The 18643-nt window shown below is 29.8% G+C and carries 16 protein-coding genes; 3 read left to right on the top strand and 13 right to left on the bottom strand.

What is annotated here, in order from left to right; all coding sequences use genetic code 11:
• Positions 1-480 precede the first annotated feature (480 nt).
• From AC5LW9_RS07930 to AC5LW9_RS07915, 4 genes are all read right to left on the bottom strand, one after another.
• The gene (locus tag AC5LW9_RS07930; RefSeq protein WP_493455612.1) at positions 481-939 is read right to left on the bottom strand and encodes an SMI1/KNR4 family protein; all 459 of its coding nucleotides are present in this window, start codon (positions 937-939) and stop codon (positions 481-483) included.
• Between the two features lie 216 nt (positions 940-1155).
• On the bottom strand, positions 1156-1557 hold the full coding sequence (locus AC5LW9_RS07925; RefSeq protein WP_493455611.1) for a hypothetical protein: 402 nt from the start codon (positions 1555-1557) through the stop codon (positions 1156-1158).
• Positions 1558-2113: 556 nt separating this feature from the next.
• Positions 2114-2635, bottom strand: a complete 522-nt coding sequence (locus AC5LW9_RS07920) for an Imm15 family immunity protein (RefSeq protein ID WP_198227983.1) — start codon at positions 2633-2635, stop codon at positions 2114-2116.
• 585 nt (positions 2636-3220) lie between these two features.
• Entirely contained in the window at positions 3221-3490 is a 270-nt protein-coding gene (locus AC5LW9_RS07915) for a hypothetical protein (RefSeq protein ID WP_493455610.1), read from the bottom strand.
• Positions 3491-3820: 330 nt separating this feature from the next.
• On the opposite strand from AC5LW9_RS07915, the gene AC5LW9_RS07910 reads away from it, so the two are divergent.
• The 3 genes from AC5LW9_RS07910 (at position 3821) to AC5LW9_RS07900 (ending at position 5694) form a co-directional block, all read left to right on the top strand.
• Positions 3821-4048 carry a hypothetical protein gene (locus AC5LW9_RS07910; protein ID WP_493455609.1) on the top strand — a complete coding sequence of 76 codons (228 nt, stop codon included), beginning with the start codon at positions 3821-3823 and terminating at the stop codon, positions 4046-4048.
• A gap of 69 nt (positions 4049-4117) precedes the next feature.
• Entirely contained in the window at positions 4118-5473 is a 1356-nt protein-coding gene (locus AC5LW9_RS07905; protein ID WP_493455608.1) for a salicylate synthase, read from the top strand.
• Between the two features lie 29 nt (positions 5474-5502).
• On the top strand, positions 5503-5694 hold the full coding sequence (locus AC5LW9_RS07900; protein ID WP_198235962.1) for a phosphopantetheine-binding protein: 192 nt from the start codon (positions 5503-5505) through the stop codon (positions 5692-5694).
• A 517-nt stretch (positions 5695-6211) separates the two neighbouring features.
• On the opposite strand, the gene AC5LW9_RS07895 is transcribed toward AC5LW9_RS07900, so the two are convergent.
• The 9 genes from AC5LW9_RS07895 to AC5LW9_RS07855 all read right to left on the bottom strand — a co-directional run bounded on the left by AC5LW9_RS07895 (position 6212) and on the right by AC5LW9_RS07855 (position 18638).
• Complete coding sequence (locus tag AC5LW9_RS07895; protein WP_493455607.1) at positions 6212-7129, bottom strand: helix-turn-helix transcriptional regulator; 918 nt, start codon at positions 7127-7129, stop codon at positions 6212-6214.
• A 1203-nt stretch (positions 7130-8332) separates the two neighbouring features.
• Positions 8333-9454 carry a T6SS immunity protein Tli4 family protein gene (locus AC5LW9_RS07890; RefSeq protein WP_493455606.1) on the bottom strand — a complete coding sequence of 374 codons (1122 nt, stop codon included), beginning with the start codon at positions 9452-9454 and terminating at the stop codon, positions 8333-8335.
• Positions 9451-10578, bottom strand: coding sequence for a T6SS immunity protein Tli4 family protein (locus AC5LW9_RS07885; protein ID WP_493455605.1), 1128 nt, complete (start codon positions 10576-10578; stop codon positions 9451-9453). The genes AC5LW9_RS07890 and AC5LW9_RS07885 overlap by 4 nt, the downstream gene beginning before the upstream one ends.
• On the bottom strand, positions 10575-11702 hold the full coding sequence (locus AC5LW9_RS07880; RefSeq protein ID WP_493455604.1) for a T6SS immunity protein Tli4 family protein: 1128 nt from the start codon (positions 11700-11702) through the stop codon (positions 10575-10577). The genes AC5LW9_RS07885 and AC5LW9_RS07880 overlap by 4 nt, the downstream gene beginning before the upstream one ends.
• Positions 11699-12820 carry a T6SS immunity protein Tli4 family protein gene (locus tag AC5LW9_RS07875; protein WP_493455603.1) on the bottom strand — a complete coding sequence of 374 codons (1122 nt, stop codon included), beginning with the start codon at positions 12818-12820 and terminating at the stop codon, positions 11699-11701. The genes AC5LW9_RS07880 and AC5LW9_RS07875 overlap by 4 nt, the downstream gene beginning before the upstream one ends.
• Entirely contained in the window at positions 12817-13944 is a 1128-nt protein-coding gene (locus AC5LW9_RS07870; RefSeq protein WP_493455602.1) for a T6SS immunity protein Tli4 family protein, read from the bottom strand. Before AC5LW9_RS07870 ends, AC5LW9_RS07875 begins: the two co-directional genes overlap by 4 nt.
• Positions 13941-15068, bottom strand: coding sequence for a T6SS immunity protein Tli4 family protein (locus AC5LW9_RS07865; protein ID WP_198235958.1), 1128 nt, complete (start codon positions 15066-15068; stop codon positions 13941-13943). The genes AC5LW9_RS07870 and AC5LW9_RS07865 overlap by 4 nt, the downstream gene beginning before the upstream one ends.
• On the bottom strand, positions 15065-16126 hold the full coding sequence (locus AC5LW9_RS07860) for a T6SS immunity protein Tli4 family protein (protein WP_198235957.1): 1062 nt from the start codon (positions 16124-16126) through the stop codon (positions 15065-15067). The genes AC5LW9_RS07865 and AC5LW9_RS07860 overlap by 4 nt, the downstream gene beginning before the upstream one ends.
• Before the next feature lie 10 nt (positions 16127-16136).
• Positions 16137-18638, bottom strand: coding sequence for a hypothetical protein (locus AC5LW9_RS07855; protein ID WP_198235956.1), 2502 nt, complete (start codon positions 18636-18638; stop codon positions 16137-16139).
• Positions 18639-18643 lie beyond the last annotated feature (5 nt).

Here is an 18643-nt window from a genome sequence, read left to right as displayed (position 1 = left end):
ATGCCTTTTTTCCTTTTACACCTATTACATAATTATATTCCTTTTCACAACCAATTCTGTTGAATAACTCTATCTGGTTTTTTCATAGTTCAATTTTCTAGCTTAGAATATTGATTATATTTACTTTAAGATTGGAAATAATTTTTTCTTAAACTATATTTGATTTTACTGATTTTGTTATACTGTGTAATATTAGGTACATATTTAGTACATTTAACCATACAACGCAGTCCCCAATTATCAATCAATATCTGAGCACTAGGAGATTAAATACACCAACCAATCCAATCCTGTCCGTCTAAGTAAAAACGCCTGTTTGTGGGTTATTGTATTTAAGCCCAATTTCTTCATCTAAACATTGTTCTTGATATCGCTTATTTTACTGGATCGGTATATATTCCTTTTTCCTGTATTTATTTGTTCTTTATTATGTTCAATCTTGTAAAGATAAATTAAATTCATCGCTCAATACGGTTAAAATTAAATTATTTCTTCTTTATAGAGATCATTTATGAATTTAGTAAAAGACTGATTGATATAATAAACATTATCCATATTAGGTGTTTCCCCGTCATCTACTTCAAACTCATGATCCCAAAAATAAATTCTATTACTATTAGATTTTAATTCCATAATAATAAGATTACCGCCAGCATCATGAGCTATGGGAATGAAGCCTGATGGAATTCTATCCTTATAATTCTCATAATAATTTAATAAATTACTATGTTTTTCTCTGCCTAAGCTAAGAAATTGATCAACCGAAGAACCATCATTTCTATCAGAAAAAAATCTAAATGAACTTGGCTGAGGTTGTCCTCCATTATATTTCATTAAGAAATCTTTATAATCAGTTGGTAAATTATCTTTAATAATTTTCTCAAAATTGGAAATATCTTCTAAAGTTGCGGGAGTTTTAGAATAAATAATAGTATCCATAAATTATTTTTTTCCTTTACTTGTTTAAATTCTAAATATGTGTCTCACAGCATCTTGAATATGACAAAGCACGGGTTGCATATATCCAGAACGCTGATAATGCAAAGTATATATCGTGCTGGTCGTAGATTTCCTAGACCATATTCAGCTCATTATTATTGAACAAGAGTTAAATTGAAAAAGCAGGAAAGTTTCATTTTTCTTACACTGTTTTTATTAGTTATAATAAGTAAAACCAAAAAAATTATTTGGGACTAAAAACAATTGCCTTTCATTTTCCCCATCTTTGTAATTAATTTCTAGGGTCGAAAAACGGATCGCTTTGTAGTCAATTTGAGTTACTTTTATTTCCTGTTCAGTTTTAAATAATTGTGAATATATAGACATTAAAGAAAATTGATCATCTTCATCAACATCAAACCATTCATTTATATTTTTCAAATAATTATAACAAATAATTCCATCATCAATGTATAATTCGAAGATATCTTCATTTATGATGAAATAGATCCTATCATACATTGGGTGGAAAACTGGCGGAGTTTCAGTATCTATATAACCTGTAACCATAACGTCACTTATATTTCCTTGTAACATGCAGTTAAATAATTGTTTCATATTCCACTATTCTCTATGCAAAAAGATAACCCAAAATATTCATCTCGTTACTGGATTCAATACCGTTACAAATTGCTTTAGGCAATCAGATAAATTTTTGGGTTTATAAATCATTTTTTCCTCTTTGTATATTTTCATTAATTACTGCCTTTTTTATTGTACACAGACGAACATGGACTCACTTCCGACCGCTTTGCAACATGACAATATCCTTTAAAAGTTCAGTTTCCGCATTATTTACTATTTTGGTCATTTTCGCCTAAGTAATTTTCAAAGAGACCTTTGTATCGAATAAAGTCATCTTCAAATTTTTTACTGGTTTAATATTACAATCAGTTAATCTCAGTTGTTCAATATAGGTCAGCTTGTTTTAACATCTCCATTAAAATATATGATTATAGTTGTTACTGTTTTTTTAATTGAAATCATAAAATTATTTTTAATTAACTAAATAATCAATTTCGCTTTCAATCATATCTCTATTTTGTTCTAACTCTTCAAATGCAAAATTTCTTTTTATTATTGGATTACAAATTTGATTTTATTTATTGGATTTCTAATTTAATTCTATATCTTCATTAATAATAGATTTATGTACAATATACACTCTTTTATATGCTTCAAAATCTTTTGAAATGAGTACTGTATAATCAAATTCCTTAATTGAAAATAGATATTCTCTTATGAGGTTTTCTTCTATAGTTTGAGAATGTTTCAGTTTTAAGAGCGACAATAACCAATTTTTCTTTCTAGATATGTATATATTTGGAGTTAAACAATTTATCTCCTCATAATCTTCCCAATCAGTTAAACTCACACAGATAAAATAGTTATTTATATTTTTATCGTCAATATAATCTTTAACTTTCAATTTACATGTATTGATTAATTCAAGACATTTTTTTATCAAAATCTTATTTTTTTCATTAAATGAAAGAGATGATAAAAATGAAATATGTTTGAACCTTGAAAATAATGGAATTTCCTCAAAAGTTTCGTAATCAGAAAAAAAGACTGAAAAATCGTCTAGACCTTCTTTTTTTATAAGGAATTGCATTTCTTTATCAAATTTATTCATGTTTAATTATTCCGTATACCAGCTTTTTTATTTAAGACATTTTAATGTTTTTTAGAGAATTCAAACCTGTTGTATTTGGCTGAGTAAAGCGATCTATATCAGGTTCATGATACTTAAAAGTATTGTATTGCTGCCCTATTTCTCCGTCTAACTATTGTTTTTTTTATACCTCAGATTTTATTGGATCGAGATAGTTTCAATTTCCTGTATCGGTTTACTCGATAGCAGATATGAGTACACTTAGACAAGTCTACAAGCTTCATCCGTCAATTTTTTCAGCATACCATTAAGAGGTCGTAATAGAAATTATTATGGTAGGGTAAGCCGTCTTTATTTAGATATTTCACCCGAAAAGGTTAATAATACTGTTAAGTGTTAAGCCTCAAATAATACATTGAAATTTATATATTTTAATAAGTAATTTACTCATTATTATATGACGATTTAATATTAACAGGATTTTCTAAATCTAAGATTACTTTATAATTAGCGCTAGATTCTACCTCAAGCAATTGACCTGATAATTCGATCGCATTTATAAAAGGATTGGATTTTTCAAAATATATCACCCAATTTAGCTTTTCATCAGCTGCTATATACTTCTGAACCAAAACTTCCCTCACCCAACAAGCATGTTCCTCCCATCTGTATTTCAACTTTCTTAAAAATATCTATATTTGTTATATCGTCAGGATTTTGATATAAAAAATCAACAAGATTAAATGACTCTCCTTTTTTTATAAAAATATTAGGGTAGAAGTTTGCAAAAAAAGAAAACGATTCTCCATTTGCAAGATAAACACCGTCTTTAGTTGGTAATTGTCCTTTATTCCATAATTCACTTATTTTTGACATTTAAACACCCTAAATTTTATAAATTTTTTTTTATTCTCAATTAAAGTTTAGCGCAATAACTTTTCAACATTATCCTGTTGAAAAAAATTTCTTATTTATTAAATCATCTCATGATTTTTTATTTGTTAAAAAATAAATAGTTAACTGTAAAAATTAGAAAAATTCTAAAAAAATAAATCTGATAGGGTTATTTTTAACCGATAAGGGGAGAAGTTTTTAAATTAAACGTTTAACTTATGAATGATAATCATTCTTATTTATAAATATATTAATTAGCATAATCAAATGGAAGTTTAATTAAATTATGACTTACTAAAAAAGGTTAATGCAATGACAAATTCTGAAACAGCAACTTGGAGTATAGAAGAACAAAAGCTTATTGAGCCCCTTTCTATCGAAAACTATGCTGTAGTACCCGTTAAAGATAGTCGGTTAGAAGAGATTAATTGTGCTTTCATTATTTCCTCTAATAAACAAATAACTTTAAGCGATGTTAGAAATTTTCTTGAACAACAAGGTATAGCTTTTTACAAATTGCCTGATCAATTAGAACACTAGACTAAATGGCCATTAACCTCTGTAGGAAAAATTGACAAACGCTGCTTATCTATTATAGGTGAACAATAAATGAAAAATAACCAACAACAAACTTATTTTGAACAATTAATTAGCATTAATAATCAGCCATTAGATCTTGCTGTTGCTTTGATTAACAATAAACTAAATGAACAATATGCGGTCTATGAGCATAATGGTGAATGGTCAGTTGGTTTAGGTAATATTGCACAACTTACTGTGTCTGCGGACAAAGCGATCATTTGTTATAACCAACAACAACAGTATTGGGACCAAGCTGAGATTATAGACAATATTAATGCGGCATTAGCTTCTTTATCCATTGCCGATTGGCGTGCTTATGGTGCTAGTAAATTTGAATTAGCTCATATCTTCCACGATCCAGATTATATAAGTAATAATGATGAAACATTATTACAGCTATTTATTCCTAGCCAAGAAGTTAGATTTACTCATAACCAAGCATTACTTAGAAGTATAACTGAGGAAGGCTTACAACAACTGCATACTGTTGTAACAAAGTTAGATCAACTTAATCATACCGTTCCAAAAATTAATAATACGTTCAAAGAAAACGAAGCGATCATTCGTTCAACTAATGCTGAACTTTATAAAGAAAAAGTAGCAATCGCAGTTAATGAAATTAAAGCAGGTCAATACCAAAAGATTATTTTATCCCGAAAAGTTCCGATTCCGGCTGATATTGATCTTGTGGCCAGCTATCAACTTGGTCGCAAACATAATACCCCTGCTCGCTCTTTTGTACTTAATTTTAATGATCTAAAACTAATTGGTTTTAGCCCAGAAACAGTATTAGAAGTTAATAAAGAACGCATAGTAAGCACCCAACCTTTAGCTGGCACTAGAGCCTTAAAACAAGATGATCCAGAACAGTCAGCAAAACTTTATGACGAGTTAATTAATGATACTAAAGAAATTGCCGAACATGCCGTATCTGTAAAACTTGCTTTTGAAGAATTAGAACGTGTTTGCGAAAAACACACCGTTGTTATTCCACAATTTATGACAGTTTCCAAACGTGGCACAGTACAACATCTAGCGTCACGTGTTACAGGTAAATTAAAACCTAATTTAACTGCTTGGCATGCTTTTAAATCACTCTTTCCTGCTGTAACTGCATCTGGTATACCCAAACGTGAAGCTTTAGCCGCCATTCGACATCATGAGGCAAACAAACGCGGGGCTTATAGTGGTAGCGTAATGATTGTTGATAGCAATGGTAGTTTAGATGCAGCTCTTGTATTACGAAGTCTTTATCAACAAAACGGACAAGTTTGGTTGCAAGCAGGTGCTGGCATTATTGATCAATCATCACCTGAACGAGAACTAGAAGAAACCATCGAAAAGCTTAGTTGTATATCACGCTATTTAGTGGTTAGAGGATAATAATCAGTGGCAGGGATGGTGCCATAATTATGTCTCTATCAGTAACGGATATTAGTTATGACGAAATTTATGATCAAATAAAGAAATTATTACCACATGTAACAGGTGAAATTAAAGACACGGATAACCTCATTGAAAGTGGACTCGATTCATTACATATTATGCATTTGGTTAGTCAATGGCGTAAATCTGTGGCTATAATATCACCTTTGCTGAACTGATAGAATATTCAACCTTACAGCAATGGTAAACATTATTATTAAAGACTTTTAGTAAGATTATCTTTATTACAAGTTCACTCACTGTGATGGATAGAGTTACAAATGACCATTTTCTTTAACCGATGTTCAATATGTTTATTGGATTGGTCGTGACGGTAATAGAGAACTTTAAAATGATGTTTTTTTTACGTAGGCGGTTCTAGACTATCAGCGATTAATTGACTAAGTATTTTACTGGCTAAAGGTTACCCTGTCACCTTAGAGTTAATTTTTAATAAAAGTATTTTAGTAAAAACTGTAACCGTGTTTGAAAACAGTAATAAATCAAAAAATAGATGGTTAGAAAGTATCTATTTTGTCACTATGGCTGAACAAACAATTGTCGGTTTAACTCGTGCAGAGCATTTGATAACGATCATCACAAAAAAATAAATTACTAACAGGCACTATTGAAATGCAATGTTTATTTAGTCAATAATCGATAAACAAACATCAAATAAAGTCAATAGTAGCTGAACTATTCACATTTATTAATTTTATAAGCATTTTGTCGGCGTACTTCTTTTGGTAATACCCCAAACTGCTTACGAAAAGCGGAGCTAAAATGGCTAATATTGCTATAACCCATTATAATCGCTGTTTCAGTTACGCTATTAGTCACTAATAACTGCTTAGCTTTATTCATACGCTCGGCTAAAAAATAGGCATAAATACTTTTACCAAATACCTTTTTAAAGCCTTTTTTTAACTTATTTTGATTCATTCCTACTTTTTTTGCCAACCAATCAATTGTTGGAGGACTACTTAAATCTTTTAACAAATAATCATGTGCAACATTGATTTGTTTATATTCTCTTTGGGTAAATTCTTGTTTTCCAAGACAACTATTAAAAGAGTGAAAATACCAATTTAAATATTCTAAAACATAAGCATACAACAATAATCTATTAGTAACTTTACAATCGGTGTTTTGTATTAAATGGTACAGTTGCCTTGCTGAAGATAGCACATTGTTATTAGCTTTTAATTTATGATGGTGTAAAAAAAAATTCATATTATGATCTAAACATGAAAATTGAAAATCAATATCGCCTAGCAATACTTCTAATAATTTTGGCATTACCATGACTTCCACATTACAAAAATCATCAGAATGCTGTAAGCAAAAGCTTTCACCACCAGTAAAACCAAAGATCAAGTCACCTTTATGAGTGCGAAAGTGTCGATCTTTAATTTGCATATGTAATTTACCCTGTAATTGGCAATTAAAACATAAATAATTATTACAGCTAGAAAATTTTTTACAAACATCTACTGCATTTAAATGTTCTGCTGTTACCACACTCACAGATAAGCCAGGCTGAAGCTCTATATAGCTAGAACCATTGATATGATTTTCAGATCTATAATTTCTTAATATTTCATCTGAATGCATATATGCTCCTTCATAATCCATAAACGATAACAAATGTCATTTGCATTTACAATAAAATAAAGCTACTATTTCATATAATTTTTTTAGCAGTAAATGCCCTTTTTTATAGATTTATTAAAAAATAAAAGATTTATAGAAATGCTTTATTAATAACCAAAATACTAGCAATAATCGCCGACCTTATTTTCTATTTATAATTTACAAACTCTATATTATTCAAGACATTCCTGTTGTTTTAGCGTTTGATGCTCATCCTATTTTATTGCTTGATGCAGGCATATCACTGGCTGTAATTGCAATAATTCCCCTAGCAAGAATACATTGATGGTTAAGTTTCTATGAGCACCTTTAGTGGAAAATTATTGGCTGGATAAAATAGGTTATCGTTAAAGTTAGCTACTACCTATGCAGTTTTTATTATCGATATTAATTACCGTGGTTAGTATCTATACCTTTACCATGATTTATGCTAAACAAAGCAAACAAACAGCTACTGATTACGCCGTATTTCAAAGTACTTTGCTACTTTCTGAAATTATTGGTTCTTCTCTCTATGACACTAGCAGAATATTTTAACTATCTTGCCGCATTCTTTAGCGCTTTAATGGCTATCATTGCTATTTTTGTTATTAATAAGAAATATTTGAAACTCTTTACATAATATCATTGATAATTATTAATCTATTTATAAGTATTATTATGTTACTCTTTTAAAAATCTGTATAAACTATAGGTGGTTAAAAAATCTTTTATATCAATAAAGCTTTTTAATTTACTGTTAAATGGGTATTTTTATAAACATTGTTACTCACATTAAGACAATTAGTGCTATCTTTTTTATTATAATAATCCCTGTTTTGAAAAATTCCTTTGTCAGAACACTTTTAATTGAATAATTCAAAACGTTTTATATTCTTTAAGTTATAACACTTTCAATTTATCGTTTTACTAGTTTACTAGATATATAATTTTCACTTAAAATCTTGATATAAACTTCTTATAAATTTCATTTAAAATTCTAATTAATATTGGTAGTTACATTTTAGCTTCTACTTTATAAGCTATTTTTAATCATAATGCATAAACTAATTTATAGTTTTAAGTATTCAGCTTTTGTAAATTGAAATACTATTTATTAAGAATACTTAATCTTTAAAAACCTCTATTTATAAATTCCAATAAACCTAAACATTAACTAAATCATCATTGCTCTGTTGCTCTTCGTTTAATTGAAGCTTCAATTTTTTTTGCTAGTTCATATATTTCATCTTTCGTCAGCGGAGTTTTACCTTTGGATTCGCTCTGTTTGCCGATTACTGACATAATTAACCATGGGTAATTTTTTGAACTTTGTTTAATTACTGGATCATATTCGACAATACTATAGTAACCATAATCAGACGGAGCTTTATCTTTATAACGTATTTCCACGAAGCTTGCTAATCCTTTTCGTCCATCCATCTTAATATCTCGATACTTAAACGGGAAGCCTAATAATTTGATATTTTTAATGTTATCATTATTAATATCATAATTCGTATTCCAAAACAGATTGATTTCATCTTTGCTGGTAAAACTCAATGAATTAGTAAATGACCAAGTACTCTCTGAAAATGAAATTACAATATCGGGATGTTCATTTAAACGGAAAGAGACCGTCATATTAATTGGCATCGTTTTATCATTACCAGCAACAAAACCATAGGGTATACATTTCCCGGCTTCTTTAGGCACTTCAAACAGTTCTCGAGTTCTAAAATTATTGATAATCGATTCGGCATTTTGTTTGTAAAATGCGAAATCTTTTTCCTCACCTTGGTAATTATTTGAAGTCCGAAAAGAGTAAATCCGATTTTCTAAAATAAAAATTACGCGAGAAGCTACTGTAGAATAAAATCCAAAATTTTTTTTGCCTTTCCATGATTTAACTAAATGATCTGGATTCTTCCTTTTAATATTTTCGATAGAAACTTCCAATCTTTTTTGAGCATCTAATAACTGTTGATCAGTCCACTTTTCAGTTATAACTAAATTATTATCATTATAGTTGAAAGCTGATAAAATTGCCCATTTACCATCAGAAAAGTAGACTGGAAATCTTGTTTTAGGTTCAAAAAATTTATTGGTAGGATATAATGCTACTTCAATATTATCAGGTAGATCAATAGAATAAGATCCAATGCATTCGGTTTTAAACGACAAATCATCTGCCTGCGTAATACTGCTAATAGTCATACAGGTTGTGAAGAGTATAAATTTTGTTATATCACTTCTAATCAATTTCAAAGAAGACAAATTTCCTAATCCTTTTAAATGATCAATCATTGCTCTGTTGCTCTTCGTTTAATTGAGGCTTCAATTTTTTTTGCTAGTTCATATATCTCATCTTTCGTCAGCGGAGTTTTGCCTTTGGATTCGCTCTGTTTGCCAATTACTGACATAATTAACCATGGGTAATTTTTTGAACTTTGTTTAACTACTGGAACATGTTCGACAATACTATAGTAACCGTAATCAGACGGAGCGTTATCTTTATAACGTATTTCCACGAAGCTTGCTAATCCTTTTCGTCCATCCATCTTAATATCTCGATACTTAAACGGAAAACCTAATAATTTGATATTTTTAATGTTATCATTATTAATATCATAATTCGTATTCCAAAACAGATTGATTTCATCTTTGTTGCTAAAGCTTAATGAATTAGTAAATGACCAAGTACTCTCTGAAAATGAGATTACAATATCGGGATGTTCATTTAAGCGAAAAGAGACCGTCATATTAATTGGCATCGTTTTATCATTACCAGCAACAAAACCATAGGGTATACATTTCCCTGCTTCTTTAGGCACTTCAAACAGTTCTCGAGTTCTAAAATTATTGATAATGGATTCGGCATTTTGTTTGTAAAATGCAAAATCTTTTTCCTCACCTTGGTAACGTTCATTCGAATAGAATGTATAAATTCGTTCATTGGCTATTAAAGCTAGATTACTAGCATAATCACTATAATAACCAATTAATTTATTGTTATTATTTATATTTTTAATTTTATATTGACGTTTAGATTTCAATCGTTCATCATAATCGCTATTTAATTGATTCACAATGTTTTGTAGAATTTTTTTGTTAAATTTACCATCAGCAATATCTATATTATTACTATTATAATTAAACGTAGAAAGAATAGCCCATTTACCGTCTAAAAAATAGTTTGGATAATTTGATCTAGGTTGTAAATAACGCTCAATGGGAAAAAGAGCTATTTCAATATTATCAGGTAGATCAATAGAATAAGATCCAATGCATTCGGTTTTAAATGTTAAATCAGCTGCCTGCGTAATACTGCTGATAGCCATACAGGTTGTGAATAGTATAAATTTTGTTATATCACTTCTAATTAATTTCAAAGAAGCCAAATTTCCTAATCCTTTTAAATGATCAATCATTGCTCTGTTGCTCTTCGTTTAATTGAGGCTTCAATTTTTTTTGCTAGTTCATATATCTCATCTTTCGTCAATGGAGTTTTGCCTTTGGATTCGCTCTGTTTGCCAATTACTGACATAATTAACCATGGGTAATTTTTTGAACTTTGTTTAACTACTGGATCATATTCGACAATACTATAGTAACCGTAATCAGACGGAGCTTTATCTTTATAACGTATTTCCACGAAGCTTGCTAATCCTTTTCGTCCATCCATCTTAATATCTCGATACTTAAAGGGAAAGCCTAATAATTTGATATTTTTAATGTTATCATTATTAATATCATAATTTGTATTCCAAAACAGATTGATTTCATCTTTGCTGGTAAAACTCAATGAATTAGTAAATGACCAAGTACTCTCTGAAAATGAAATTACAATATCGGGATGTTCATTTAAACGGAAAGAGACCGTCATATTAATTGGCACCTTTTTATCATTACCAGCAACAAAACCATAGGGTATACATTTCCCGGCTTCTTTAGGCACTTCAAACAGTTCTCGAGTTCTAAAATTATTGATAATCGATTCGGCATTTTGTTTGTAAAATGCAAAATCTTTTTCCTCTCCTTGATGATTTTCATTTGAATAGAATGTATAAATTCGCTCATGGGCTATAAAAGATAGATTGCTAGCATAATCACTATAATAACCAATTAATTTATCATTATCGTTAATATTATTAATTTTATATTGAAAATTAGTTTTCAATCTACCATCAGCATCATTGATTAATTTGTCAACAGCTTTTTTCATTCCTTTTTTGTTAATATGACCATCGGTAATATATATTCTATTGTTGTTATATTCAAAAATAGAAAGAATAGCCCATTTGCCATCTAAAAAATAATTTGGAAACTTTGAACCTGGCTGTAAATAACGCTCAACTGGATAAAGAGCAACCTCAATATTATCGGGTAGATCAATAGAATAAGATCCAATGCATTCGGTTTTAAATGTTAAATCATCTGCCTGCGTAATACTACTGATAGCCATACAGGTTGTGAATAGTATAAATCTTGTTATATCACTTCTAATCAATTTCAAAGAAGCCAAATTTCCTAATCCTTTTAAATGATCAATCATTGCTCTGTTGCTCTTCGTTTAATTGAGGCTTCAATTTTTTTTGCTAGTTCATATATCTCATCTTTCGTCAACGGAGTTTTGCCTTTGGATTCACTCTGATTACCGATTACTGATAATATTAACCATGGGTGATTTTTCTTACTACTTTCTGTATTTCTTGAATCGTCATCAACCACACTATAATATCCATAATCAGATGGTGACTTATCTTGATATTTTATCTCAACCAATCCTGCTACGCCTTGCCGACCATCCATTCTAATTTTTTTATATTTTGGAAAACCTAATAATTTTATATTTTCTATATTGTAATTATTAATATCATAATTATTGTTCCAAAAGTCATTAAATTCATCTTTGGCATGATTATTCAATGAATTGGTAAATGAACGAGTATTTTCTGTAAAAGAAATTACAATATCGGGATGTTCATTTAAACGAAATGAGACTGTAAGATTAATAGGGGTACTTGAATCATCACCTGCCACAAAACTGTAAGGAAAGCATTTTCCCGCCATTTGCGGTACTTCAAATAAGTTGCGTGTTGAAAAACCATTTATAATTGCTTTAGCGTTTTGTTCATAAAAATCAAAATCTCTTTTTTTACCTTGATAATGTTCATCAGAATAGAAAGAATAAATTTTATTATTTTCAGTAAAAGTTACACGCGAAGCAGCTTTTGCATAAAAGCCAAAATTATTTTTTTTATTCCACAATTCTACTAAATCTTCAGGGTTATCTTTTTTTATTTTTTGATTAGTAGTCTGCATCATTTTTTTTACTTTAACTAATTCAGTATCAGTCCAATTCGCAGTAATTGACAAGTTATTATGATTATAATTAAAAGTTGATAAAATAGCCCACTTACCATCAGAAAAGTAGACTGGAAATCTTGTTTTAGGTTCCAGAAACTTATTGGTAGGGAATAATGCAACCTCGATATTATCGGGTAGATCAATAGAATATGAACCAATGCATTCGGTTTTAAACGACAAATCATCTGCCTGCGTAATACTACTGATAGCCATACAGGTTGTGAATAGTATAAATCTTGTTATATCACTTCTAATTAATTTCAAAGAAGCCAAATTTCCTAATCCTTTTAAATGATCAATCATTGTTCTGTTGCTCTTCGTTTAATTGAGGCTTCAATTTTTTTTGCTAGTTCATATATCTCATCTTTCGTCAGCGGAGTTTTGCCTTTGGATTCGCTCTGTTTGCCGATGACTGACATAATTAACCATGGGTAATTTTTTGAACTTTGTTTAACTACTGGATCATATTCGACAATACTATAGTAACCGTAATCAGACGGAGCGTTATCTTTATAACGTATTTCCACGAAGCTTGCTAATCCTTTTCGTCCATCCATCTTAATATCTCGATACTTAAAGAGAAAACCTAATAATTTGATATTTTTAATGTTATCATTATTAATATCATAATTTGTATTCCAAAACAGATTGATTTCATCTTTGCTGCTAAAGCTTAATGAATTAGTAAATGACCAAGTACTCTCTGAAAATGAGATTACAATATCGGGATGTTCATTTAAGCGAAAAGAGACCGTCATATTAATTGGCACCGTTTTATCATTACCAGCAACAAAACCATAGGGTATACATTTTCCTGCTCCTTTAGGCACTTCAAACAGTTCTCGAGTTCTAAAATTATTGATAATGGATTCGGCATTTTGTTTGTAAAATGTAAAATCTTTTTCCTCACCTTGGTAACGTTCATTCGAATAGAATGTATAAATTCGTTCATTGGCTATTAAAGCTAGATTACTAGCATAATCACTATAATAACCAATTAATTTATTGTTATTATTTATATTTTTAATTTCATACTGACGTTTAGATTTCAATCGTTCATCATAATCGCTATTTAATTGATTAACAATGTTTTGTAGAATTTTTTTGTTAAATTTACCATCAGCAATATCTATATTATTATTATTATAATTAAACGTAGAAAGAATAGCCCATTTACCATCTAAAAAATAGTTTGGATAATCTGATCTAGGTTGTAAATAACGCTCAATGGGAAAAAGAGCGATTTCTATATTATCTGGAAGATCAATAGAATAAGATCCAATACATTCGGTTTTAAATGTTAAATCAGCAGCCTGCGTAATACTGCTGATAGCCATACAGGTTGTGAATAGTATAAATTTTGTTATATCACTTCTAATTAATTTCAAAGAAGCCAAATTTCCTAATCCTTTTAAATGATCAATCATTGCTCTGTTGCTCTTCGTTTAATTGAGGCTTCAATTTTTTTTGCTAGTTCATATATCTCATCTTTCGTTAGCGGAGTTTTACCTTTGGATTCGCTCTGTTTGCCGATTACTGACATAATTAACCATGGGTAATTTTTTGAACTTTGTTTAATTACTGGATCATATTCGACAATACTATAGTAACCGTAATCAGACGGAGCTTTATCTTTATAACGTATTTCCACGAAGCTTGCTAATCCTTTTCGTCCATCCATCTTAATATCTCGATACTTAAACGGAAACCCTAATAATTTGATATTTTTAATGTTATCATTATTAATATCATAATTCGTATTCCAAAACAGATTGATTTCATCTTTGCTGGTAAAACTCAATGAATTAGTAAATGACCAAGTACTCTCTGAAAATGAAATTACAATATCGGGATGTTCATTTAAACGGAAAGAGACCGTCATATTAATTGGCATCGTTTTATCATTACCAGCAACAAAACCATAGGGTATACATTTCCCGGCTTCTTTAGGCACTTCAAACAGTTCTCGAGTTCTAAAATTATTGATAATCGATTCGGCATTTTGTTTGTAAAATGCAAAATCTTTTTCCTCTCCTTGATGATTTTCATTTGAATAGAATGTATAAATTCGCTCATGGGCTATAAAAGATAGATTGCTAACATAATCACTATAATAACCAATTAATTTATCATTATCGTTAATATTATTAATTTTATATTGAAAATTAGTTTTCAATCTACCATCAGCATCATTGATTAATTTGTCAACAGCTTTTTTCATTCCTTTTTTGTTAATATGACCATCGGTAATATATATTCTATTGTTGTTATATTCAAAAATAGAAAGAATAGCCCATTTGCCATCTAAAAAATAATTTGGAAACTTTGAACCTGGCTGTAAATAACGCTCAACCGGATAAAGAGCAACCTCAATATTATCGGGTAGATCAATCGTATAAGATCCCATGCATTCTGTTTTAAATGTTAAATCAGCTGCCTGCGTAATACTGCTGATAACCATACAGGTTGTGAATAGTATAAATCTTGTTATATCACTTCTAATCAATTTCGAAGAAGACAAATTTCCTAATCCTTTTAAATGATCAATCATTGCTCTGTTGCTCTTCGTTTAATTGAGGCTTCAATTTTTTTTGCTAGTTCATATATCTCATCTTTCGTCAGCGGAGTTTTGCCTTTGGATTCGCTCTGATTACCGATTACTGATAATATTAACCATGGGTGATTTTTCTTACTACTTTCTGTATTTCTTGAATCGTCATCAACCACACTATAATATCCATAATCAGATGGTGACTTATCTTGATATTTTATCTCAACCAATCCTGCTACGCCTTGCCGACCATCCATTCTAATTTTTTTATATTTTGGAAAACCTAATAATTTTATATTTTCTATATTGTAATTATTAATATCATAATTATTGTTCCAAAAGTCATTAAATTCATCTTTGGCATGATTATTCAATGAATTGGTAAATGAACGAGTATTTTCTGTAAAAGAAATTACAATATCGGGATGTTCATTTAAACGAAATGAGACTGTAAGATTAATAGGGGTACTTGAATCATCACCTGCCACAAAACTGTAAGGAAAGCATTTTCCCGCCATTTGCGGTACTTCAAATAAGTTGCGTGTTGAAAAACCATTTATAATTGCTTTAGCGTTTTGTTCATAAAAATCAAAATCTCTTTTTTTACCTTGATAATGTTCATCAGAATAGAAAGAATAAATTTTATTATTTTCAGCAAAAATTACACGAGAAGCGACTGTAGCATAAAAGCCAAAATTATCTTTTTTATTCCATAATTCTGCTAAAATTTCAGGGTTTTCTTTCTTAACTTTTTGAATAGAATTCTGCATCTTTTTTTTAACGTTAATAAATTCAGTATCAGTCCAATTCGCAGTAATTGACAAGTTATTATGATTATAATTGAAAGTTGATAAAATAGCCCACTTACCATCTGAAAAATATATTGGATATCTAGTTTTAGGTTTAAAATATTCATTGGTAGGATACAATGCAACCTCGATATTATCGGGTAGATCAATAGAATATGAACCAATGCATTCGGTTTTATAATTTAAACTTACTGCGTGCGTACAAAAACTAAAATTCAGAAAAATAAAAGTAGAAATTATTTTTTTCATAGTTCCCCCCCTAAGTTAACAGCCTAATATGAAAAGGAATAGCATTATTTTCTCCTTTAGTCCAATGTATAGGTACCAATGTAATATACCCTTTAATGTCTTTTAATTTTTGTTCTTCATTAATATTATAATTTTGCCAAAAAATTTCATTAAAAGGCATTAATAATTCTTCGTTAAAATAATCTTTTTCTAATAATTTTTTGATATCTCTATCTTCTGCCTGATCGTTTAAAAAATATTTATTACTTTCATGACGTTCTTTGTTCGTTCTATATAAATTGTGCTTTCCTTTACCACTTTTTTCTTCTTTCAATTTTATATTTTTATACTCTTCCAATTTATCATAATCTAATGCAGGCCAAATCGATGCATAGGTATCTAAATCTTCCTCAGCTTTATAAAACTTTTGTAAATAATTTCTTGGGATAAATGGAAAAACTGACTCATAAATTGCTGTATTTGATTTGGCTCTTGATTGAATGGCTTTTACGCTACTAGCCAGTTCAGGTACTTCAATAGCTTGTTCTAAACCTTCACCATATAAACCCTGCCAAATTTGTTTGCGTAATTGATAGGCAAAGGCTCTAACGGGTATCTTTATGCCTCGCTCAGAACAAGTTACAATTTTTGTATCATTATCAACAATTAATGCGGCCAGTTCTGAATCTCGTCCGCCCAATAAACTACGGTCATTAATATTGGCACTCCCTACTAAAACATAAAGGTCATCAACTATAGTAAGTTTACTATGCACATAGATTTGCTCGGTCACGGTACGATCGCCTAGTTGAGTCCAACTTCGCAAGTTAAGCAAGGTTACATATTTATCGCACTCTTCTAATGGAATAGTTTGATAATTATTACCAATTTTATCGTAATAAGCCGAACGCATTTTACCCCACTCTTTACGTGGTACTTCATCTTTAATTAGCTGCTGATAAACCCATAAATGTTTTCGAATTCGATTAAGCAAACTGTCACTTCCAAATGAAATAGTTTGCATTGTTTGATGAATCATCGCCATCGTAGATCCGTCATTTAATACCCCTTCAGGATGGACTGGTAATGTAATATAAATATGAAATGGTTCTTGTTTTAATGCAAAAATAACATTTGCTATTTTATCACTCAATTCTTTTACTATTTTATTTTCAGGTAAATCTTTACCTGTATTTGAAAAACTTCTTGTCACATTTGGTATTATTCCACTTTCAGTATTTGCTGGTTTAGAAAGTTTACCACTGGGAACTCGTTCAGGATTCCCATAATCTGATACGAAAAATTGGTTTTCAATATAAATAAATCGTTTTGCTTTCTTGATTAATTTAAGCATAATTCGGTAGATATCACTTTGAGGTTCGGATACAGTTTCTAAATTTTCCTTAATATTTTTTTGTAGTTTTTTTCTATCAGACGCAAAAACGTTACTCTTTTCTTTTCCACGCATTTTACTAGATGCACTTCTCAATATTTGAACACTTATATTTCCCTTATCTACTAAAGCATCATACTCTTCTTGTGTTGGTAAAAATAAACGACGACTAATGCATTCAAAGCTAACTACATTATTACTGTCATTTATATAATTGTCCTTATATCTTGGTCGTGTTTCACCATTTGAATAATCAGCTTGATTCCATCGTAAAACAAAATTTGTCACCAGATCAAATACCGCTTTTCCTTCAATTTTAACTTGAATATCTTGCCATGGCATAATCGGTTGATTATCAGCTAATGAGCTTTCTTGGCGTTGCAAACGTTTTTCAACAAAAACTTCATTCTGATATTTTTTATTATTTTTTAATGATTTTCTATTTTTAACTTTAAAAGATAAAGTTATTTCTTTTTTGGGTTTATCCATCGGCTCTATGCAAGGATTATAACGATTTGCCACTTTTCGTTCATCAGCATTAGGATCTAATTTATAACCATGACTGTAACGACCATAAGCCAAATCTATACCTCCAACAAATGCTATTTTTCTATCGATAATGACACATTTTTGATGATGAGAAAAAAATTTTTTAGTTGCCAGACTATAGCCAGGCTCATCATTGCTCGAACTATGTAATCTGACAGCTATAGCTTCACGCCCTATATATTCATTAATATAATTTCTCAATACTATTTTAGCTTCATTATCATATGTTTCTACTGGTGAACAATCGTCCCAAGGTAAAATAAAAATTTTTAAATTTTCGTTACCTTGCGTCACTTCAAGTAATATATCAACAAGTCGTAAATCTGGAGTTAACATTGCATCCCAATTCACTTGCCAACCAGTAATATAGATCTCTTTTTCAGCACTTCTCATGGCAGTGAGTAAATCTTGAAAATAGTCATAAGATTGTACATAACTTTTTACACTGTTGTTATGTATAGGTTCTGCAAAATTGTTTCTATTATTTTGCTCATTAATATCATAAAGCCAAATATCATCTGTTACAGTTGATGTGTATTCTTGCTCTTTATTTTTATCAAGTATTACTTGTGTTTTATTGTGTTCCTTCATTTATG

The sequence above is a fragment of the Gilliamella sp. LMG 34360 genome (assembly GCF_984568995.1).
The sequence above is the reverse complement of the archived record's forward strand: the minus strand, read 5'-3'. Positions and strand labels throughout refer to the sequence as shown.